Origin of the sequence: Rhodococcus sp. WY5 (assembly GCF_018588185.1) — a bacterium.
Lineage (GTDB): Bacteria > Actinomycetota > Actinomycetes > Mycobacteriales > Mycobacteriaceae > Rhodococcus_F > Rhodococcus_F qingshengii.
Map to the genome: position 1 here is coordinate 4290282 of NZ_JAAMPR010000001.1, position 18532 is coordinate 4308813.

The window sequence follows — 18532 nt, forward strand, 5'->3', positions numbered from 1 at the left end:
CCCGGTAGCCTGGACAAATGCAGGAATCGACGATCGACTCGCCCACCTCGACCGAAGGGCGTTCGTTCGTCGACCTCGGAATCCCCGCCGTGATGGTGCACGCGTTGCGCCGAAGCGGCATCGATGCCCCCTTCCCCATTCAGTCGGCAACCATCCCCGATGTTCTTGCCGGTCGGGATGTACTCGGGCGCGGTGCGACGGGTTCCGGAAAGACTCTGGCCTTCGGGCTTCCGATGCTGGTGCGCCTCAAGGGTGGGGCGAGCAAGCGGAATCGTCCGCGCGGTTTGGTGCTCGCTCCCACCCGTGAGCTGGCGATCCAGATCCACAAGGCACTCGACGACGCCGCTACCGAGATCGGTTTGCGTGTGGCAAATGCGGTCGGGGGCGTTCCGATCAAGCGTCAGGCCGACATCCTTGCCCGCGGCGTCGATCTGCTGATCGCGACCCCCGGGCGCCTACTCGACCTACTCGACCAGAAGTCGGTGATTCTCGACGACGTCCTGATCACGACCATCGACGAAGCCGACCACATGGCAGACATGGGTTTCATCGACGAGGTTGCGAAGATTCTCGACACGACTCCGAAAGACGGTCAGCGTCTTCTCTTTTCGGCGACACTCGACGGCAAGGTCGACGATCTGGTCGCGGGTTACCTGCGCAATCCGGCGTCGCACTCGACTGCTCCCCCGGTTGCGACCGTCTCGACCATGGAGCATCACCTGCTTTTCGTCGACCGCGACGACAAGAGATCCGTTGTCGCACATATCGCTTCGCGCGCGGGGCGGACCATCATGTTCGTCAAGACCAAGCACGGTGTGGATCGTCTTGCGCAGCAACTGCATTTGATCGGCGTCTCGGCCGGGGCTCTGCACGGCGGCAAGACGCAGAACAATCGGACCAAGACCCTCGCGTCGTTCTCCGACGGGACAACACCGGTCCTGGTCGCCACCGATGTCGCCGCGCGCGGAATCCATGTCGACGACGTGACGCTCGTCGTTCACGTCGATCCCCCGGCCGAGGCGAAGGACTACCTGCACCGGGCCGGCCGGACGGCACGCGCCGGGGAATCAGGCGTCGTCGTCACCATCGTCACCGACGAAGAACGTGACTCGGTCGAGAAGTTGACCAAGCAGGCAGGCATCAAGGTTCACGGTGTGCGGGTTCGTCCTGACGATCTTGAACTCACGCGCATCACCGGTGCGATGGAGCCGACGGGAATTCCGGTCGAGGCTCCCGATACGACGGTTGCCGTCAAGCACACCGCCAAGCGTGGCCGTCAGGAACACGACACTGCAGGCCGGACCGCTGCCGGAGGCCGGATGAAGAAGGACGGCGACAAGCGCGCCGCCTCCTCGCGGCGCGTCACCGATCCGAAGAGTGTGAAGAAGATCCGTGCGGACGGCACTCCGGTCCCGACCCGTTCGGAGCGTCTGGCGTCCAAGGGCTTGACCCCGCGTCGCGGCGCACCCGGCGCAGGAAAGCCGTCTGCCGGAAATCGGGCGGGCAAGCGCGCACACTGAGGGAATGGGTGATCTTCCACTGATCTCGGTTCTCTGCGCACTTCTCGCTGCACTGCTCTTCGCGTGCGCTTCGGTCGCTCAGCAACGGGCGGCGTCCGCGGTTCCCGAGGGCGAGGCGTTGGTGGCGTCGTTGATTCGCAGTCCTCGGTGGTGGGCCGGGTTGATCGGTGACGGCGGCGGGTACGTCATGCAGGCCGTTGCACTGTCGTTGGGTTCGGTGTGGTGGTGCAGCCGCTGATCGTGACCTCGTTGCTGTTCGCGCTGCCTCTCTCGGCCAAATTCTCGGGAATCCGCATCACCCGTTCCGCGTGGTCACTGGCGATCATGCTCGCGATTTCCTTGGCGATCTTCCTCGTCGTCGGCGATCCCACCGAGGGAGACAGCAATGCTCCATGGTCGGATTGGGCTGTGCCCCTGACGATTACGGTCGCAGTGGCCGTGGCCGCAACTGTCGGCGGCTTGTCCAAACTCGACGGCGGCTGGCGCGCACTGCTTCTCGGCTCTGCGGCAGGCATCTTCTACGGCGTCGCCGTCGCATTCACCAAGTACGTCACCGACCTACTCGGCCACGGCGTCGTCGGGGTGATTTCGGCATGGCAGACGTGGGCGCTGATCGCCTCGGGCGCAATCGGGGTCTACCTGCAACAGCGCGCGTTCCAGGTCGGGCCGCTGTCGGCGTCGCTACCCGCCCTGACGATCGGCGAGCCGATCGCGGCCATCTTCCTGGGGATGACAGTGCTCGACGAACGCCTTCGCGTCGACGGTCCCGGAATTGCTCTCATCGGGTGCGCCGTCGCCGTCATGATCATGACCACGATCGCCCTCTCCCGCTCACAAGCGCGCGATACCGAGGGCGCTACGGCGGAATCGACGGTAGGCTCGTGAAACGTGCAGTTCCTCGAAGGGCAACGCCCCCCATACGACCTGACCTACGACGACGTCTTCCTCGTCCCTAACCGGACCGAGGTCACCTCTCGATTCGACGTCGATCTCAATTCTTCCGACGGATCCGGAACGACCATTCCCGTCGTGGTCGCCAATATGACCGCAGTCGCCGGCCGCCGCATGGCGGAGACTGTCGCCCGCCGCGGCGGACTGGTCATCATTCCGCAGGACGTCCCCACCGAAGCTGTCGCCGAGACCGTGGCGTTCGTCAAGAGCCGCCACCTCGTCGCCGATACGCCGGTCACGCTGAGTCCGGACGACGCCGTCTCCGATGCGCTGGCGCTGCTTCCCAAGCGCGCTCACGGCGCGGTCGTGGTGGTCGAGGACGGTAAGCCTCTCGGTGTCGTCACCGAGGCTGCCTGCGCGGATGTCGATCGGTTCACTCGCCTCCGTACCGTCGCGATCACCGACTTCGTCACGGCCCCGGTCACCGCCACACCGCGTGAGGTCTTCGAACTGCTCGAAACCAAGCATGATCCGCTGGCGGTCATCATCAACGAAGACGGGACTCTTGCCGGCGTCCTCACCGGCACCGGCGCGATCCGTGCCGGCATCTACGACCCCGCAGTCGACGAGCGCGGCGCACTCCGGGTCGCTGCGGCGGTCGGTGTGAACGGTGACGTGGGCGCCAAGGCCAAGGCACTCGTCGACGCCGGTGCCGACGTGATCGTCGTGGACACGGCTCACGGTCACCAGCAGAGAATGATCGATGCACTCACCACCCTCAAGGCGCTCGATCTCGGCGTCCCGTTGGTCGCAGGCAACGTGGTCTCCGCACAGGGAACCCGTGATCTGATCGCCGCAGGCGCGGACATCGTCAAGGTCGGCGTCGGACCCGGAGCCATGTGCACGACTCGCATGATGACCGGCGTCGGACGCCCGCAGTTCTCGGCCGTCGCGGAATGTGCTGCAGCGGCACGTGAGCTCGGCAAGCACGTCTGGGCCGACGGCGGCGTTCGACACCCCCGCGACGTTGCACTCGCCCTCGCGGCGGGCGCGTCGAACGTCATGATCGGCTCGTGGTTCGCCGGCACATACGAGTCCCCCGGCGATCTCAAAGTCGATCAGGCGGGCAACGCGTACAAGGAGAGCTTCGGTATGGCCTCCAAGCGCGCTGTTGCCGCTCGCACAGCCACCGAAACGGCTTTCGATCGCGCCCGTAAGGGATTGTTCGAGGAAGGCATCTCCAGTTCGCGGATGCGTCTCGATCCCGAGCGCCCCGGAGTCGAGGACCTGATCGATCAGATCTGTTCCGGCGTGCGCAGTACCTGCACGTACGCGGGTGCGCGCTCTCTCGAGGAGCTGCACGAGAAGGCCGTTCTGGGCGTGCAGTCCGCCGCCGGATTTGCCGAAGGACGGCCGCTTCCGTCTGGTTGGTGAACCACGTTCTGTGACTGTCGGCGGGTGCTCGGGTCCCTACTCCTGGGCACCCGCCGGTATCATTGGATCCGTAAACAGAAAACAAAACTCGGTCGGGTGCCCTTCGGCGACCCGACCGAGCCCGCTACAGCCGAGAACTACTCGGCTCTGACGAAAGGAACCCGGTGCCCGAGGCACCCACACACTTACCCGGCGCTACACCCGTCGTTTTATCCGAGGAATCTTCTGATTCCGCCGGTTCGGAGGGCTCCTCTAGCGAGCCGGGAGACAAACCCGGCGGCCCCCGTGCACATCTCAGGTGGCGATGACACATGGACATCGTTTTCACCATTCTCAGCCTGGTCGGCTTCATCGCGCTGACTGCAGGCACCGCCCTCTTCGTGGCGGCCGAATTCTCACTGACCGCGCTCGAACGCAGCACCGTCGACGAAGCTGCTCGTGGCGGCGACCGACGCTCGCGGCAGGTTCAACACGCGCACAAGACTCTTTCGTTCCAGCTCTCCGGCGCTCAGCTGGGTATCACGATCACAACCCTGATCACCGGTTACCTGGCCGAGCCGGTCCTGGCACGGTTCATCACACCGGTCACGAAGGCCGTCGGGCTCAGTGAATCCGCGGCCTCGACAACGTCTTTGATCCTGGCGCTCGTGATCGCGACCTCGTTCTCCATGATCTTCGGTGAGCTCGTACCGAAGAACCTCGCAATCTCCAAGCCGATGCCCACCGCCCGCGCGACTGCGGGCCTGCAAGCAGGGTTCTCGCTGATCTTCCGGTGGGCCATCAACGGCCTCAACGGAACCGCCAACTGGATCGTGCGACGCCTGGGCATCGAACCCGCGGAGGAATTGCGCTCCGCGCGATCACCGCAGGAACTCGGGTCCCTCGTGCGGACGTCCGCGCAGCGCGGGTCCATCGACAAGGGCACGGCGATGCTCGTCGACCGTTCACTGCAGTTCGGTGACCGCACGGCAGAAGAGCTGATGACTCCGCGAGTGAAGATCGAATCGCTGGAACTCTCGGACACCGTCGCAGACCTGATCGTGACGGCGTCGCGGACCGGCTATTCGCGCTTCCCGGTCGTTCGCGGCGATCTCGACGACACGGTCGGCGTCGTACACATCAAGCACGCGTTCACCGTTCCGGCCGAACGTCGGCGCACGACGCGCGTCGACAGTCTGGCTCAACGTGTTCCCGTCGTGCCGTCGAGCCTGGACGGGGACACCGTCATGGAGCGAATCCGCTCCGACGGCATGCAGGTTGCGCTCGTCGTCGACGAGTACGGCGGAACTGCCGGCATCGTCACGATGGAAGACCTCATCGAGGAAATCGTCGGCGATGTGCGCGACGAACACGACGAACCCGAACTCGACGTGCAGCGCGTCGGCGACGGATGGTCGTGCTCCGGTCTCCTGCGCATCGACGAGGTCACTTCGGCGACCGGGTACACCGCTCCCGAAGGCGACTACGACACGCTCGGCGGCTTGGTGCTCACCGAACTGGGCCGCATCCCCGACGAGGGTGACGAGGTGGAATTGCCCGACGTCGACTCGTCCGGTGATTCGCGCGGAAAGTGGATTGCACGAGTGACCGGCATGGACGGCCGCCGTATCGACCGGGTGACCATCACGCCGGTCCCCGCTTACGTCGAACCCGAATCCGCAGACGACAGCAAGAAGGAGTCCGACGATGAATAACCTCTTCGGTGTACTCCTCACCGTCGTGCTGCTCGCCGGCAATGCATTCTTCGTCGGTGCGGAGTTCGCACTGATCTCCGCACGACGTGACCGCCTCGAAGCACTGGTCGCGCAAGGCAAGAAGCGGGCGCTCACAGTCATCAAGGCCGGTGAGAACCTCTCGCTCATGCTTGCGGCGGCTCAGCTGGGCATCACGATCTGCTCGATCCTCCTCGGTAAGGTCGCCGAGCCCGCCATTGCGCACCTCCTCGAGGTGCCGATGGAAGCCGTCGGCCTGCCCGACGGATTGCTGCACCCGATCTCGTTTGCCATCGCGCTGTCGCTCGTCGTCGTGCTGCACATCCTGCTCGGCGAGATGGTGCCCAAGAACATCGCGTTGGCCGGCCCCGAGAAGACGGCCATGCTGCTCGTTCCCGTGCATCTGGCGTTCATCAAGATCGCTCGCCCGATCATCGCGTTCTACAACCTGTGCGCGAACGGAGTGCTCAAGCTCCTGCGCGTCGAGCCCAAGGACGAACTCGACGTCACGGTCTCGGCGGTGGAGTTGTCCGCGATGATCGGTGAATCGCGATCCGAAGGTCTGATCGACGCCGAAGAACACCGGCGGTTGAAGCAGGCACTCGAATCGACCGATCGGACCGTCTCCGAGGTCCTGATCACTCTCGACAAGGTGCGGACCATTCCCCTCACACCGTCGGGAACAACACTGGGTGAGATCGAGCGTGCGGTCATCGAGACCGGATACTCGCGTTACCCGGTGCGAGCGAGCGACGGATCGCTGGCTGGGTACGTGCACCTCAAGGACGTGCTCGACGAGGTGCTCGACGAGGCCGCTGGACCGGATACCGTCGTTCCGACGTCGGATATCCGGCCGCTGCCCATCGTTCCGCTCAGCACACCGCTGGCCGAAGCGTTGGCCGGCCTTCGTCGGGCCAGCTCGCACCTCGGCGCTGTCACGGACGCTGACGGAGTGGTGATCGGTATCGTCGCGCTCGAGGATCTCCTCGAGGAGTACGTCGGAACGGTCCGCGACGGCACGCACCGCGGCACGGATGCTGTTCCCGGACAAAGAAACAGCTGATCGATGACACGTTCGGTGCATTCACTCGCACTCGCGCAGAGCGAGTGGACGGCTCGGCGGGCACTTCACCTCGAGGAGGTGGAGAAGCTCGTCGAGCCGCACCGAGCGCGTCGTAGCGCCGGTATCTCTCACCCGGTGCACGACTTCCTCTTCACGTACTACAACTTCAAACCCGCCCAACTGCGCCGCTGGCACCCCGGGTACGGAGTCGCGCTCGAGAACGCCGCCGAATACGCAGCCTTCTCCGGCTACCGCGTCGACGAGTCGGGTACCGCGACGGTCGAGGCCTCAGTGCTGGAGCGTCGGCGTCACACAGTCGAATTCGTGTGGAATCTGTTGAATCAGACGTCTGCGCGGCCCGCTGTGCTGGGTTGCTTCGGCCTCCACGAATGGGCGATGGTCTATCGCGGCGGCGAGGACGCAATCCGTCACCAGTCGGTGCCGCTGCGACTCGGGTTCGCCGGTACCGACGCGGTCGTCGAATCCCTGCCACTCAAATGCACGCACTACGACGCGTTCCGGTTCTTCACACCGGACGCGGCCCCCAAGAACTCGCTCCCGCTTGCACGCGAAACTCAGATCGATCACGAACAGCCGGGCTGCCTGCACGCCGGTATGGATCTGTACAAGTGGAGCTTCAAGTTGTTGCCACTCGTCGATTCCGACCTGGTGATGCGGTGCTTCGAACACGCGCTCCTGGCCCGTGAACTCGACATGCGCGCGAGCCCATACGACCTTGCCGAGTACGGGTACTCCCCCATTCGTATCGAAACTCCCGCGGGCCGCGCCGAATACGTGCGTCAGCAACAACAGTTGGCGGATCGTGCTGCGCCGCTCCGCGATACGCTGGCAGAGAAGTGCCGGGAGCTTCTCGGCCACTGAACTGCCGAAAGGCGTCGCATGGATCACGGGTACGGGTTCTATCTCGACGAATACCAGCGTGACGTCGGGGTGCACAGCGACGACCGACGCGGGCACATCGAATGCCCGGACTCGGCGGGTTTCCTTGCGGCGCACTTGCCGGTGTTCGACCTCGCTGCGGGCTCAGTCGCGGCGTTCGCCTCGGCGATTCATCGGTCAACCCGCCCGGGCGACGGACACTGGACCCTCGATCCCGAGCGCATCGCCGCGTCCTTCTCGAGCGATCGACTGTTCCGGATCGGCGGCGAGCCGATCAACGGGTTCTCCGAGCACTCGGGGTTCTTTGCCGCCCGCGACGGTTGGGTCCGCACGCACGGCAACTATCCGCACCATCGCGACCGCCTGCTCGCCGTCCTCGAGCTCGATCATGGATCACCCAAAGATGCAGTGGCGCAACGTATATCCGAACTCAGCGCCATCGAGATCGAGCAGCAGGCCGCCGAGATCGGAGCCATCGCGGTCCGTGTTCGTACCGAGACCGAGTGGCGCCTGAGTGAGCAGTGCGCAGCTGCGAGGTCTGCGCCTCTGGTATCCATCCGAGCACGCGACGAGGGAAAACCCCGCACGCATCCGACGCGCCCACGCGTTCTCGACCTGACCCGCGTCATCGCCGGTCCGGTCGCGACGCGCGCCCTGGCGTTGGTCGGCGCTGACGTTCTGCGGATCGATCCCCCGGCGATCCCTGAGATCGGATGGCAGCACCTCGACAGTGGACAGGGCAAGCGGTCGGCGCTTCTCGACCTGAAGTCCTCGGCGGGAGCGACAGCGTTCCGAGAACTCCTCGAAACCGCAGACGTACTGGTCACCGGCTACCGGCCGGGTGCACTCGAAGCGCTCATCGGGCAGGATCTTCCCGCCCACCTGATTCACGGGCGCGTCAGCGCATGGGGATGGGAAGGTCCGTGGGCGAATCGCCGTGGCTTCGACAGCATCGTGCAGGCCGCGTCCGGCATTTCGTTTCTCGAGGGCGGTGAGAACCCTGGTGCACTTCCGGCGCAGGCACTCGACCACTCGACCGGATACTTCTTGGCAGCGGGGATCCTCGACGCGTTGACGCTGCGCTCGCAGGACGGCGGTGGCCGCGATGTCGACGTGTCATTGGCCAGCACCGGCGCCCGTCTTCTCGACGCACCCGGCCGAACCGTCCATCCCGGTCTGCCGACCGCTCCCGGCCTGAATGTTGTTGTCAACCATGCCGACGTGACCACCGCACGACCCGCGCTGGCAGAGTTCGAGGACTACCCCGAACCGGCGCATCCGTGGGGATCGGATCGGGCGGAGTGGGCACACTGAGGGACCGGCACATTCAGGGCAAGATGGACCTGTGAAGTCACATACCTACACACTCGACCTTCAGTGGACGGGCGATCTGGGAACCGGAACGTCCAGCACGCAGGGATATTCGCGCAATCATGCAATATCCGCGGTCGGAAAGCCGGAACTTCTCGGCAGCTCCGATCCCTCGTTCCGCGGCGACGCGCAGCGATGGAACCCCGAGGAACTGCTCGTTGCCTCCCTCGCCCAGTGCCACATGCTCTGGTACCTCGGTCTGGCAGCTGCCGCTGGGGTCGTCGTACTCGACTACAGCGATCAGCCGGTCGGCAGCATGATCGAGGAATCCGATGGCGGCGGCCAGTTCATCGAAGTGACGTTGAATCCGACGGTGTTGGTCGCGGAGGCGTCGATGGTCGAGAAGGCCCAGGAGCTTCACGGCCCCGCACACACGAAGTGCTTCATCGCTCGGTCGGTGAACTTCCCCGTCCTGCATTCCCCGACGATCCTGGTGGCCACCGATGAGTGACATGCACAAGCTCATCGTCGACGTCGACACCGGTATCGACGACTCGTTGGCGCTTCTCTATCTCCTTGCCAGCCCCGAAGCCGAGATACTGGGGATTGCGAGCACCGCCGGCAACGTTCCGGTGGAACAGGTCGCGGCCAACAACTTGAACTGGCTTGCGCTCTGCGGCGCCCCGGACATCGAGGTTGCACTCGGCGCCCGCGAGCCATTGGTCATACCGTTGCGCACCACCGAGGAGACTCACGGTCCGCAAGGAATCGGCCATGCGGTCCTCCCCGATTCGGGTCGCAAGCGCTCGGTCCGAACCGCCACCGACCTCTGGGTGGATCTCGTCCGGGAGTACCCCGGACAACTCACCGGGCTGGTGACGGGGCCGCTCACCAACCTGGCCTTGGCGATCAGACGTGAACCCGATCTGCCGTCTCTGCTGAAGCGACTGGTCGTGATGGGTGGGTCGTTCAACTATCCGGGCAACACGACGCCGACCGCGGAGTGGAACGTCTCGGTGGATCCGCACGCCGCCAAGGAGGTGTTCGACGCGTTCTCCGTCGTACCCGCGCACCGGCGCCCGATCATCTGCGGCCTCAACGTCACCGAATCCATCGAGATGTTCCCCGAACATGTGCGTCGGCTCGCCGAAGCTGCCGGGAGCACCCCGGAAGAGATCATCTCGCCTGACGACGGTCCCGACGTCCGCAGTTCCGCGTCCAACAGCGTGATCAGGCATATGTCCGACGCAATCCGGTTCTACATGGAATTCCACCGTGAATACGACCAGGGATTTCTTGCTCACATGCATGATCCCTTCGCTGCTGCCGTCGCGCTCGATCCGAGCCTGGCGACGCTGAAACCGGCAACGGTAGATGTCGAAACCGAGAGTCCACTGCTGATCGGAACGACGGTCGCGGACTGGGTCGGGCACTGGCAGCGTGAGCCCAACGCGGATATCGCGGTCAGAACCGATCCGGCGGAATTCTTCGATCGACTTGTCCACCGAGTGGGAAATTACGCCCGCGTCGTGGGTTGACCGAGCCGGTCACCGGCTATGCTCGCATGGACAGAACACCAACGAACGAGAACAAAGGACCTGACGTGCAGATTTCCAGCCACGATGCCTCCCCGGCATTTGCGCTCGGATTGATGGCGTTCTGGCCCACTCGTCGTAGCGCATGCTTCGATCAGGCGTGTTGCTGAGCGGCGATTTCTCGCTGCCTGCACCCCTGACTTTGTCGCTTCTTCGCTCGGAGTCTGTCTTCTCATGTTCAACCTTCTTTTGTTCACCCTTGTCGGCGTCGGCGCCCAGCTCGTCGACGGCGCCCTCGGTATGGCCTTCGGTGTCACCGCAACCACTCTGTTGATGATCGGTGGCCTCGGTCCGGCTCAGGCCAGCGCCGCTGTTCACCTGGCCGAGGTCGGCACCACCCTCGCTTCGGGTGTGTCGCATTGGAAGTTCAAGAACATCGACTGGAAGCTCGTCGCCAAGCTCGGTGTGCCCGGCGCAGTCGGTGCATTCATCGGCGCAACTGTGCTCTCGGGTCTGTCCACCGAAGCGGCAGTCCCCATCACGGCGACGATCCTGCTGGCCATCGGTATCTATGTGGCACTACGCTTTTCGGTCCGCCCACCGGCCGTCGCGGACGCTCGTACCACCCCGCACACTGCACGTTTCCTGTCCCCACTCGGCCTGTTCGGTGGTTTCATCGATGCATCCGGCGGTGGTGGTTGGGGTCCGATCACCACCAGCACGCTGCTCTCACGAGGAAAGACCGCGCCGCGCACCGTGATCGGCTCGGTCAGCGCCTCGGAGTTTCTGGTCGCGTCAGCCGCGTCGCTGGGATTCCTTGTCGGATTGGGACGTGAGTCGGCGGGAAACCTCCTCGTTGTCGCCGGTCTCGCGCTCGGCGGTGTCATCGCAGCTCCGTTCGCGGCGTGGCTGGTCAGCCGCGTACCTGCAACCTTGCTCGGAACGGCGGTGGGCGGCGTCATCGTGTTGACCAACGCACAGAAGCTGTTCAAATCCTTCGACATCACCGGGGCGGTCACAGTGGCCGGTTACCTGACCATTCTCGGCGCGTGGGCAGCGCTGCTGTTCTACGCGTGGAAGCGGTCCACTCTCACCCCGGCCGAGGCAGAAGGCGATTTCACGGGAGTCGAACTCGCTGTCGAGACCGAACTCACCGAGCCTGCAGTCAAACGCGAACGATAGCTCGTCACAGAAGAAATCCCGGGTATCCGCGCTCGGATACCCGGGATTTCGTTCTTTCCGCGCTAGTTGCTTCCGTCGAACGCGTCGAGAATTCGCCCCGCCGCCAACGCTGCCGTCAGCGAACCGTCACGCACGCTCTGCTCGACGTCGGCCCGGATCGCACGCACCCGATCGTTGCTCGAGAGCCTGCGTAGCAGCTGATCGTTGACCATCGTCCAGGTCCAATCGACCTGTTGCTTGCGACGCTTCTCCTCGAACTGTCCCGCTTCGGTGAGCACCTCACGGTGTTTGGTGACAGTTCCCCAGAACTCGTCCAGCCCGACACCTTCGAGACCGCTCATCGTGATGACGGGCGGCTTCCAGATGGCGTCGTGCGGGTAGATCAGGCGAAGCGCACCCGCCAATTCACGGGCAGCGCCCTTTGCCTCGCGCTCATGCTTGCCATCGGCCTTGTTGACCGCCACCAGATCTGCGAGCTCGAGGACACCCTTCTTGATGCCCTGGAGCTGATCACCGGTACGAGCGAGGGTCAGGAACGTGAAGCAGTCCACCATGTTGGCAACAGTGACTTCGGACTGGCCGACACCCACCGTTTCCACCAGGATGACGTCGAAACCGGCAGCTTCGAGAAGCACGATGGTCTCGCGGGTTGCCTTGGCAACACCACCGAGCGTGCCGGACGTCGGTGACGGCCGGATGTACGCATTCGGTTCGACGGTGAGCCGAGCCATGCGTGTCTTGTCGCCGAGAATCGAGCCGCCGGTGCGGGTGGACGACGGATCGACCGCCAACACCGCAACCCGATGTCCCTTGCCCAGCAAGTACATTCCGAGCGCGTCGATGAAGGTCGACTTGCCGACGCCGGGAACGCCGGTGATGCCGATCCGGTGCGCTCCCCCGGCCTCCGGCAGCAACTTCAGTAGAAGTTGCTGCGCGAGGGCCCGGTGGTCGTCGCGGGTGGACTCGACGAGGGTGATCGCCCGAGCGAGGCCGGCACGCTGATTTCCGCGCACCGCCTCGGCGAGGGAATCAATGTCGATGGGCTGACGTGCCATCTTCAGTGACCCCCTTCTCAGCTGTTGTCGTGACCCAGTTGGGCGGAGAGCTTCTCCAACAATCCGCTGGCAGCGTCGGCGATGACGGTGCCGGGCGGGAAGATGGCAGCAGCGCCGGCCTCGTAGAGTTCGTCGAAGTCACCGGGCGGAATGACGCCGCCGACGACGATCATGATGTCGGGACGACCGGCCGCAGCCAGAGCCTCCCGCAGCGCCGGCACCAAGGTCAGGTGACCGGCGGCCAACGACGACACACCGACTACGTGGACGTCGTTGTCGGCCGCCTGATTGGCGACCTCTTCGGGGGTCTGGAACAGCGGTCCGACGTCGACGTCGAATCCGATGTCCGCGAAGGCGGTGGAGATGACCTTCTGGCCACGGTCGTGACCGTCCTGGCCCATCTTCGCGACGAGGATGCGGGGCCGACGTCCCTCGTCCTCGGCGAACTTCTCGACCAGTTCCATCGCCTTGCTGATGTTGCTCACCGTTCCTGCCTCGTCGCGGTACACACCACTGATGGTGCGGATCTCGGCCTGGTGGCGTCCGTACACCTTTTCGAGGGCGTCGGAAATTTCGCCGACGGTAGCCATCGCGCGGGCGGCGACGACAGCGAGGGCGAGGAGGTTGTTCTCCATGCCGCCTTCGGTGGATGCGGCAGCGCGAGTGAGGTTCGCCAGTGCGGCCTCGACGGCTTCCGGATCACGTTCCGCGCGAAGGCGAACCAACTTCTCGAGCTGTTCCTTGCGGACCTTGGAGTTCTCGACCTTGAGAACTTCGATGGTGTCGACCTCGTCGGGAACGTACTTGTTGACGCCGACGAGCGGCTGCCGACCGGAGTCGATGCGTGCCTGGGTGCGGGCGGCAGCCTCCTCGATGCGCAGCTTCGGGATGCCTTCGTTGATGGCCTGAGCCATTCCGCCGGCTTCCTCGACCTCTTCGATGTGCTTACGAGCCCGGTTGGCGAGTTCGTTGGTGAGCCACTCGACGTAGTACGAGCCACCCCACGGGTCGATGGGACGCACTGTGCCGGATTCCTGCTGCAGCAGCAACTGGGTGTTACGGGCGATGCGGGCGGAGAAGTCCGTCGGCAATGCGATCGCTTCGTCGAGTGCGTTGGTGTGCAAGGACTGGGTGTGGCCCTGGGTGGCAGCCATGGCTTCGACGCAGGTACGCGGCACGTTGTTGAAGACGTCCTGCGCGGTCAGGGACCAGCCGGAGGTCTGCGAGTGGGTACGCAGCGAGAGCGACTTCGCGCTCTTGGGGTCGAACTTGGCGACAAGCTCGGCCCACAGGAGGCGTCCGGCGCGGAGCTTGGCGACCTCCATGAAGAAGTTCATGCCGATGGCCCAGAAGAAGGACAGGCGAGGTGCGAACTTGTCGATGTCCATACCGGCGTCGAGGCCGGCGCGGATGTACTCGACGCCGTCGGCGAGGGTGTACGCCAGTTCCAGATCGGCCGTCGCTCCGGCTTCCTGGATGTGGTAGCCCGAGATGGAGATGGAGTTGTACTTCGGCATTTCCGCGCTGGAATACGCGAAGATGTCCGAGATGATCCGCATCGAGGGCTTCGGCGGATAGATGTAGGTGTTACGAACCATGAACTCTTTGAGGATGTCGTTCTGGATCGTTCCGGCCAGCTTGTCCGGAGTGACACCTTGCTCGCCTGCCGCAGCGACGTACAGCGCGAGAATCGGCAGCACGGCGCCGTTCATCGTCATCGAGACCGAGACCTGCGAGAGGTCGATTCCGTCGAAGAGCTGACGCATGTCGAGGATGGAATCGATTGCGACACCGGCCATTCCGACGTCACCGGCAACGCGAGGATGATCGGAGTCGTAGCCGCGGTGTGTGGCGAGGTCGAAGGCGACCGAGAGACCCTTCTGACCGGCCGCGAGGTTACGACGGTAGAACGCATTCGACTCCGCGGCAGTGGAGAATCCGGCGTACTGGCGAATGGTCCACGGCTGGTTCACGTACATGGTCGGGTACGGACCACGCAGGAACGGCGCTGCGCCCGGGAAGCTGTCGAGCGGGTAACCCGACTCGGCGGCGGCCGTGCGGTCCGCACCGGTGTACACCGGCTTGACGTCGATGCCTTCGGGGGTGGACCAGACAACCTGCTCGGCGGCGTAGTTGTTGGCGTTGGCGCCCTCTTCGATGAGCGCCTGGGCCTGCTCGACCGACGGCGGTGTGGGTGCCGGAGACTGCGGGTCCTCGAGTGGGACCTCGGCGAAACTGCCGATCACGTGCTTGACCTCTCGTGTCGTCACTTGGAGCTTCCCGTCTCGATGAAGTCGAGCAGTTCGGTCAGAGCCGACACTGCGTCGATGCGGGCGGTGAGGAATCCGTCCGGGCGAGAATCGCCGGTCGCGTCGGCGACTGCCTTCTCCGGTCCTGCGAGCAGCACCTTGGTGATGCCGGCGGCGCGAAGTTCGGCGACGGCCGCTGCGGCGCTCTCGCCGTATCGCTTGTCCGTGCCGCACAGCACGGCGACGGTGGCACCGGAAGCCTTGACTGCAGCGGAGATGGCCTCGGCGCCCACCTCGAGCGGGCCGGGGTTGACTGCGTCGATACCACCCGAAGCGAGCAGGTTGGACGCAAACGTGGTGCGCACGTTGTGTTCTGCAACCGAGCCCAGCGGCGCGAGAAGCGCAGTGGGACGGGCGCCGCCGGCGGCGAGGAACGCGTCCGAACGGTCACGAAGCGCTTCGAATGCAGCTGCGTAGCGGGCGACGGACTGGCCGGGCTCGACGGCTTCGGCGGACAGCGGCGTTTCGCCGAGGTTCGGGAACTCGTTGACACCGGTGACCGTGGTCTTGCGGTGTGCGATGTCGGAGTCGCGCTTGGCCTTGGTAGCGGCGATGCGACCGGAGACGATTCCCGCTTCGAGTGCCGCCAGATATCCGCCGGCTGCTTCGATTTCCTGGAAGAACTCCCACGCGGTGGCGGCGATCTGCTGTGTCAGGTCCTCGACGTACCAAGACCCGGCCGACGGATCGAGGACACGGCCCAGGTGCGACTCCTCGAGCAGGAGCAGCTGTGTGTTGCGCGCGATGCGCGAGGAGAAGGACTTGCTGACACCGAGGGTGCCGTCGGCCAGGGCGACGTCGAACGGAAGAACAGTCACTGCATCTGCTCCGCCGACGCCGGCGCCGAATGCAGCGAGGGTCGTGCGCAGCATGTTCACCCAGGGATCACGCTGAGCCATCATCGCGGCCGAGGTGACTGCGTGCTGCGGCGCTCCACCGAAATCGGAAGCTCCGCAGACCTGGGCGATGCGTGCCCATACGAGACGTGCGGCGCGGAACTTCGCGATGGTCTGGAACTGATCGTCGGTTGCCGCGTAGCGGAAAGCCAACTGCGACAACGCAGCACCGATGGTCAGGCCGCTCTGGGCGGTGAGTGCACGGAGGTACTCGAGGCCGGCGGCGATTGCGGCTCCGAGTTCTTCGGCGTCGCCGGCACCCGCGTTGTGAAAGGCCGTGCCGTCCACGGTGATCGCGTGCACGGTTTCCGCACGAGCGGCGGCGAGGGCGGCCAACTCGACTGCGCCTGCAAATTCGACGTCGGCTGCGCCGGAGAACGAACTGGTCAGCGGCGCTGCACCGAGGTGAACTCGGATACTGCTGCGATCGCTGACACCGTCGCCGGCTTCGCCGCGAGCATCGAGGAGTGAGAAGAGTGCTCGGGCTGCATCGTTTGTCGCTGCGCCTGCATCGAGCGTGAGCGGTGCGAGGTCGAGAAGCACGCCCTCGAGCGCAGCGGCGAGGTCGGAGACCGGAACGCCGTCGGCGCCCACCTTCAACCAGAGTGCGCTGACTCCGTTTTCGAGGGCGTCCAGGATGGCGCGATTGGTCTCGGCCGCCGAGGCGGTTCCGAAAGCAGCGGAAACCAACCAACCGGCATTGACATCACGGTGAGCGTCGACGCCACGCACGTACGGAAAAGTGCCCGGCAAGCCCTGCTCGGGACGCTCGTCGCGTGGGCTGTAGAGCGGTGCGACAGTGACACCGTCGTAGGTGACGGTTTCGAGCAGTTTCTGTGGCTCGGGGCCCAGTTCTGCCGCATCGACTCTGCGGGACTTGGCGAGCACACCGGCTACGGAGCGCTGCCACTCCGCGTACGCCTGCTCGACAGCCTCGGCTTCTGAAGCTAATGACACTGTGTCCGCTCCCTCTCATTTTTTGCGTGAGCGCTTTACCGATAATCGGATTTGTTCGTTAGTTCTGTGATGCTAACCCGCGGTTGAGCCCAGATATCGTGAGGATCACGTCATGTTCTTCACAGGGCTGTTCGTGGCCACTTTCCGACCGGCCGGGCGACGTGCGGATTCGGTCGTTCGTGCACGTGTAACCGGCCCTTACCTAGCGATTGTTCAGCATGTTTGCGGGTTACCCGCGAGTTCGTTTCACTGGCCGGGACTGCAGGTGAAGGCCGCTCCGAAAGCCTAGTGGTTTTCGTCACAGCGCGGTTTCATTGTCGCCTGGAGCACGTCGCTTTGCTGCCCCCGTGGCGATGTTCGACTCGCGATTGCGGGTCGGCAGTCGGCCTGGTTCACCGTTCGCAGGTAGCCTTGTGACCTGTGATGGGACGCCTGCTGGACCGAAGATTGATCGCAATAGTCCTGGTAGTGCTCGCTTTGTTCCTCGCAGCCCTCCTCGCCCCACATCCCACGGTGTCTCAGGTACGCGAGTGGGCGGACTCGGTTGGCCCGGCGTTTCCCCTCGTGTTCTTCCTGGTTCATTCGATAGTCACCGTCGCGCCGTTCCCGCGCACCGTCTTCACGCTCAGCGCTGGGGTTCTCTTCGGCTCGGCAACCGGCATCGCCCTTACTGTGGCGGCAACGACTGTGAGCGCCGTTCTGGCCCTCTACCTTGTCCGCGCGATCGGCCGCGACGTCGTGTGGCAACGGATTTCGAGTCCGACGATCCGGCGGGTGGACGAGCGGATCGAAAAGCGGGGGTGGCTGGCCGTCGGGTCTCTGCGCTTGATCGCGTTCGTCCCGTTCTCGGTGGTGAACTACTGCTGCGGCATTTCGTCGATCCGGATCGTGCCCTACATCCTTGCCACCGTCGTCGGCATCTTGCCCGGCACTGTTGGGATTGTCGTTCTGGGCGATGCGCTCTCCGGCGAAGCCGATCCTCGTCTCCTGATTCTGTCCGGGATCTGCATTGCGATCGGCATCGCCGGTCTGGTGTTCGACGCTCGCCGTCAGCCTTCACCGGGCGAAACCATCGTTGACAACGGTCAACCTCAAGAGGTTGATTTGATTGAGTCAACCCAAAACGATTGACTATTGAAAGTCAACTATCTAGCATTGACTAATGTTCGTACTGACAGTGGATCAGCGAGGTAGCCGACGCGATGTCGACCGCGTCGGGGACATCATCGACGACATGGCCGATCGCAGGCTCCTGCGGCCGTTCGAGCGCACAGCGGGCGACGAGATTCAAGCGGTGACCGACGATCCGGCGCCACTCGTCCTCGTCGCACTCGAGCTGATTCGGCGCGAGCACTGGAGTGTCGGGATCGGGATCGGTCCCGTCGAGCAGCCTCTCCCACGGCAGACCCGGGCCGGACGCGGACCGGCATTCGAAGCTGCTCGGATCGCCGTCGAGCGAGCCAAGCGAGCTCCGGCCAGAATTGCCGTCGAACAGGCGCCGGCGGACAGCTCACGCGACGAACTCGCCGCAGATGTCGATGCCGCGTTCACCTTGCTCGGAACGATCGTCACGAGACAGACGAAGGACGGACGCGAAGCCATCGCCCTGATGGACAGCGGACTCACTCAGGTCAGCGCAGCGGCCCACCTCGGAATCACCAAACAGGCCATGTCCAAGCGACTCCTGACAGCCGGGTGGCACGCAGAACTCGCCGGGCGCAGACTCGCAGAACGACTTTTGGTCAGACTCCAGCCCTAGACTGCTCA

14 protein-coding genes and 1 pseudogene are annotated in these 18532 nt (G+C 64.5%); 12 read left to right on the forward strand and 3 right to left on the reverse strand.

Annotation, left to right across the window (positions count from 1 at the left end):
• Positions 1-17 precede the first annotated feature (17 nt).
• The 10 genes and pseudogenes from G4D79_RS19775 to G4D79_RS19820 all read left to right on the forward strand — a co-directional run bounded on the left by G4D79_RS19775 (position 18) and on the right by G4D79_RS19820 (position 11548).
• Positions 18-1520, forward strand: coding sequence for a DEAD/DEAH box helicase (locus G4D79_RS19775; protein ID WP_214514290.1), 1503 nt, complete (start codon positions 18-20; stop codon positions 1518-1520).
• Positions 1521-1524: 4 nt separating this feature from the next.
• A pseudogene (locus G4D79_RS19780) lies at positions 1525-2405 on the forward strand (DMT family transporter).
• Between the two features lie 3 nt (positions 2406-2408).
• On the forward strand, positions 2409-3845 hold the full coding sequence (locus tag G4D79_RS19785; RefSeq protein ID WP_214514291.1) for a GuaB1 family IMP dehydrogenase-related protein: 1437 nt from the start codon (positions 2409-2411) through the stop codon (positions 3843-3845).
• A 311-nt stretch (positions 3846-4156) separates the two neighbouring features.
• Entirely contained in the window at positions 4157-5539 is a 1383-nt protein-coding gene (locus tag G4D79_RS19790) for a hemolysin family protein (protein WP_003944847.1), read from the forward strand.
• Complete coding sequence (locus tag G4D79_RS19795; RefSeq protein WP_003944826.1) at positions 5532-6620, forward strand: hemolysin family protein; 1089 nt, start codon at positions 5532-5534, stop codon at positions 6618-6620. Before G4D79_RS19790 ends, G4D79_RS19795 begins: the two co-directional genes overlap by 8 nt.
• Positions 6621-6623: 3 nt before the next feature.
• Complete coding sequence (locus G4D79_RS19800; protein ID WP_030536382.1) at positions 6624-7502, forward strand: hypothetical protein; 879 nt, start codon at positions 6624-6626, stop codon at positions 7500-7502.
• Positions 7503-7520: 18 nt separating this feature from the next.
• Entirely contained in the window at positions 7521-8834 is a 1314-nt protein-coding gene (locus G4D79_RS19805; protein ID WP_214514292.1) for a CoA transferase, read from the forward strand.
• Between the two features lie 31 nt (positions 8835-8865).
• Complete coding sequence (locus G4D79_RS19810) at positions 8866-9342, forward strand: OsmC family protein (RefSeq protein WP_007727816.1); 477 nt, start codon at positions 8866-8868, stop codon at positions 9340-9342.
• Positions 9335-10369, forward strand: coding sequence for a nucleoside hydrolase (locus G4D79_RS19815; protein WP_003945017.1), 1035 nt, complete (start codon positions 9335-9337; stop codon positions 10367-10369). The genes G4D79_RS19810 and G4D79_RS19815 overlap by 8 nt, the downstream gene beginning before the upstream one ends.
• 231 nt (positions 10370-10600) lie before the next feature.
• Positions 10601-11548: a sulfite exporter TauE/SafE family protein gene (locus G4D79_RS19820; RefSeq protein WP_007727818.1), complete on the forward strand. Its 948-nt coding sequence runs from the start codon at positions 10601-10603 to the stop codon at positions 11546-11548.
• A gap of 62 nt (positions 11549-11610) precedes the next feature.
• Here G4D79_RS19820 and meaB read toward each other — a convergent pair whose 3' ends face one another.
• Genes meaB through mutA form a run of 3 tightly spaced genes read right to left on the reverse strand, consistent with a single transcriptional unit; the run spans position 11611 to position 16765 of the window.
• Positions 11611-12603, reverse strand: coding sequence for a methylmalonyl Co-A mutase-associated GTPase MeaB (meaB, locus tag G4D79_RS19825; RefSeq protein ID WP_003945003.1), 993 nt, complete (start codon positions 12601-12603; stop codon positions 11611-11613).
• A gap of 17 nt (positions 12604-12620) precedes the next feature.
• A complete protein-coding gene (gene scpA, locus G4D79_RS19830) occupies positions 12621-14873 on the reverse strand; it encodes a methylmalonyl-CoA mutase (RefSeq protein ID WP_003944912.1) in 2253 nt (750 codons plus the stop codon).
• Complete coding sequence (gene mutA, locus G4D79_RS19835; protein WP_214514293.1) at positions 14870-16765, reverse strand: methylmalonyl-CoA mutase small subunit; 1896 nt, start codon at positions 16763-16765, stop codon at positions 14870-14872. Before mutA ends, scpA begins: the two co-directional genes overlap by 4 nt.
• Positions 16766-17188: 423 nt before the next feature.
• Between mutA and G4D79_RS19840 the strand changes: the two genes are divergently transcribed.
• Both G4D79_RS19840 and G4D79_RS19845 read left to right on the forward strand, forming a co-directional pair.
• Positions 17189-17896, forward strand: coding sequence for a TVP38/TMEM64 family protein (locus tag G4D79_RS19840; RefSeq protein ID WP_058038785.1), 708 nt, complete (start codon positions 17189-17191; stop codon positions 17894-17896).
• Between the two features lie 31 nt (positions 17897-17927).
• Entirely contained in the window at positions 17928-18524 is a 597-nt protein-coding gene (locus G4D79_RS19845; protein ID WP_151098057.1) for a hypothetical protein, read from the forward strand.
• The last annotated feature ends 8 nt before the right edge of the window (positions 18525-18532 follow it).

Coding starts and splice junctions, on each gene's coding strand:
- G4D79_RS19775 (WP_214514290.1), top strand. CDS start 18: ATGCAGGAATCGACGATCGACTCGCCCACCTCGACCGAAGGGCGTTCG.
- G4D79_RS19790 (WP_003944847.1), top strand. CDS start 4,157: ATGGACATCGTTTTCACCATTCTCAGCCTGGTCGGCTTCATCGCGCTG.
- G4D79_RS19795 (WP_003944826.1), top strand. CDS start 5,532: ATGAATAACCTCTTCGGTGTACTCCTCACCGTCGTGCTGCTCGCCGGC.
- G4D79_RS19800 (WP_030536382.1), top strand. CDS start 6,624: ATGACACGTTCGGTGCATTCACTCGCACTCGCGCAGAGCGAGTGGACG.
- G4D79_RS19805 (WP_214514292.1), top strand. CDS start 7,521: ATGGATCACGGGTACGGGTTCTATCTCGACGAATACCAGCGTGACGTC.
- G4D79_RS19815 (WP_003945017.1), top strand. CDS start 9,335: ATGAGTGACATGCACAAGCTCATCGTCGACGTCGACACCGGTATCGAC.
- G4D79_RS19820 (WP_007727818.1), top strand. CDS start 10,601: ATGTTCAACCTTCTTTTGTTCACCCTTGTCGGCGTCGGCGCCCAGCTC.
- meaB (WP_003945003.1), bottom strand. CDS start 12,603: ATGGCACGTCAGCCCATCGACATTGATTCCCTCGCCGAGGCGGTGCGC.
- G4D79_RS19840 (WP_058038785.1), top strand. CDS start 17,189: ATGGGACGCCTGCTGGACCGAAGATTGATCGCAATAGTCCTGGTAGTG.
- G4D79_RS19845 (WP_151098057.1), top strand. CDS start 17,928: ATGTTCGTACTGACAGTGGATCAGCGAGGTAGCCGACGCGATGTCGAC.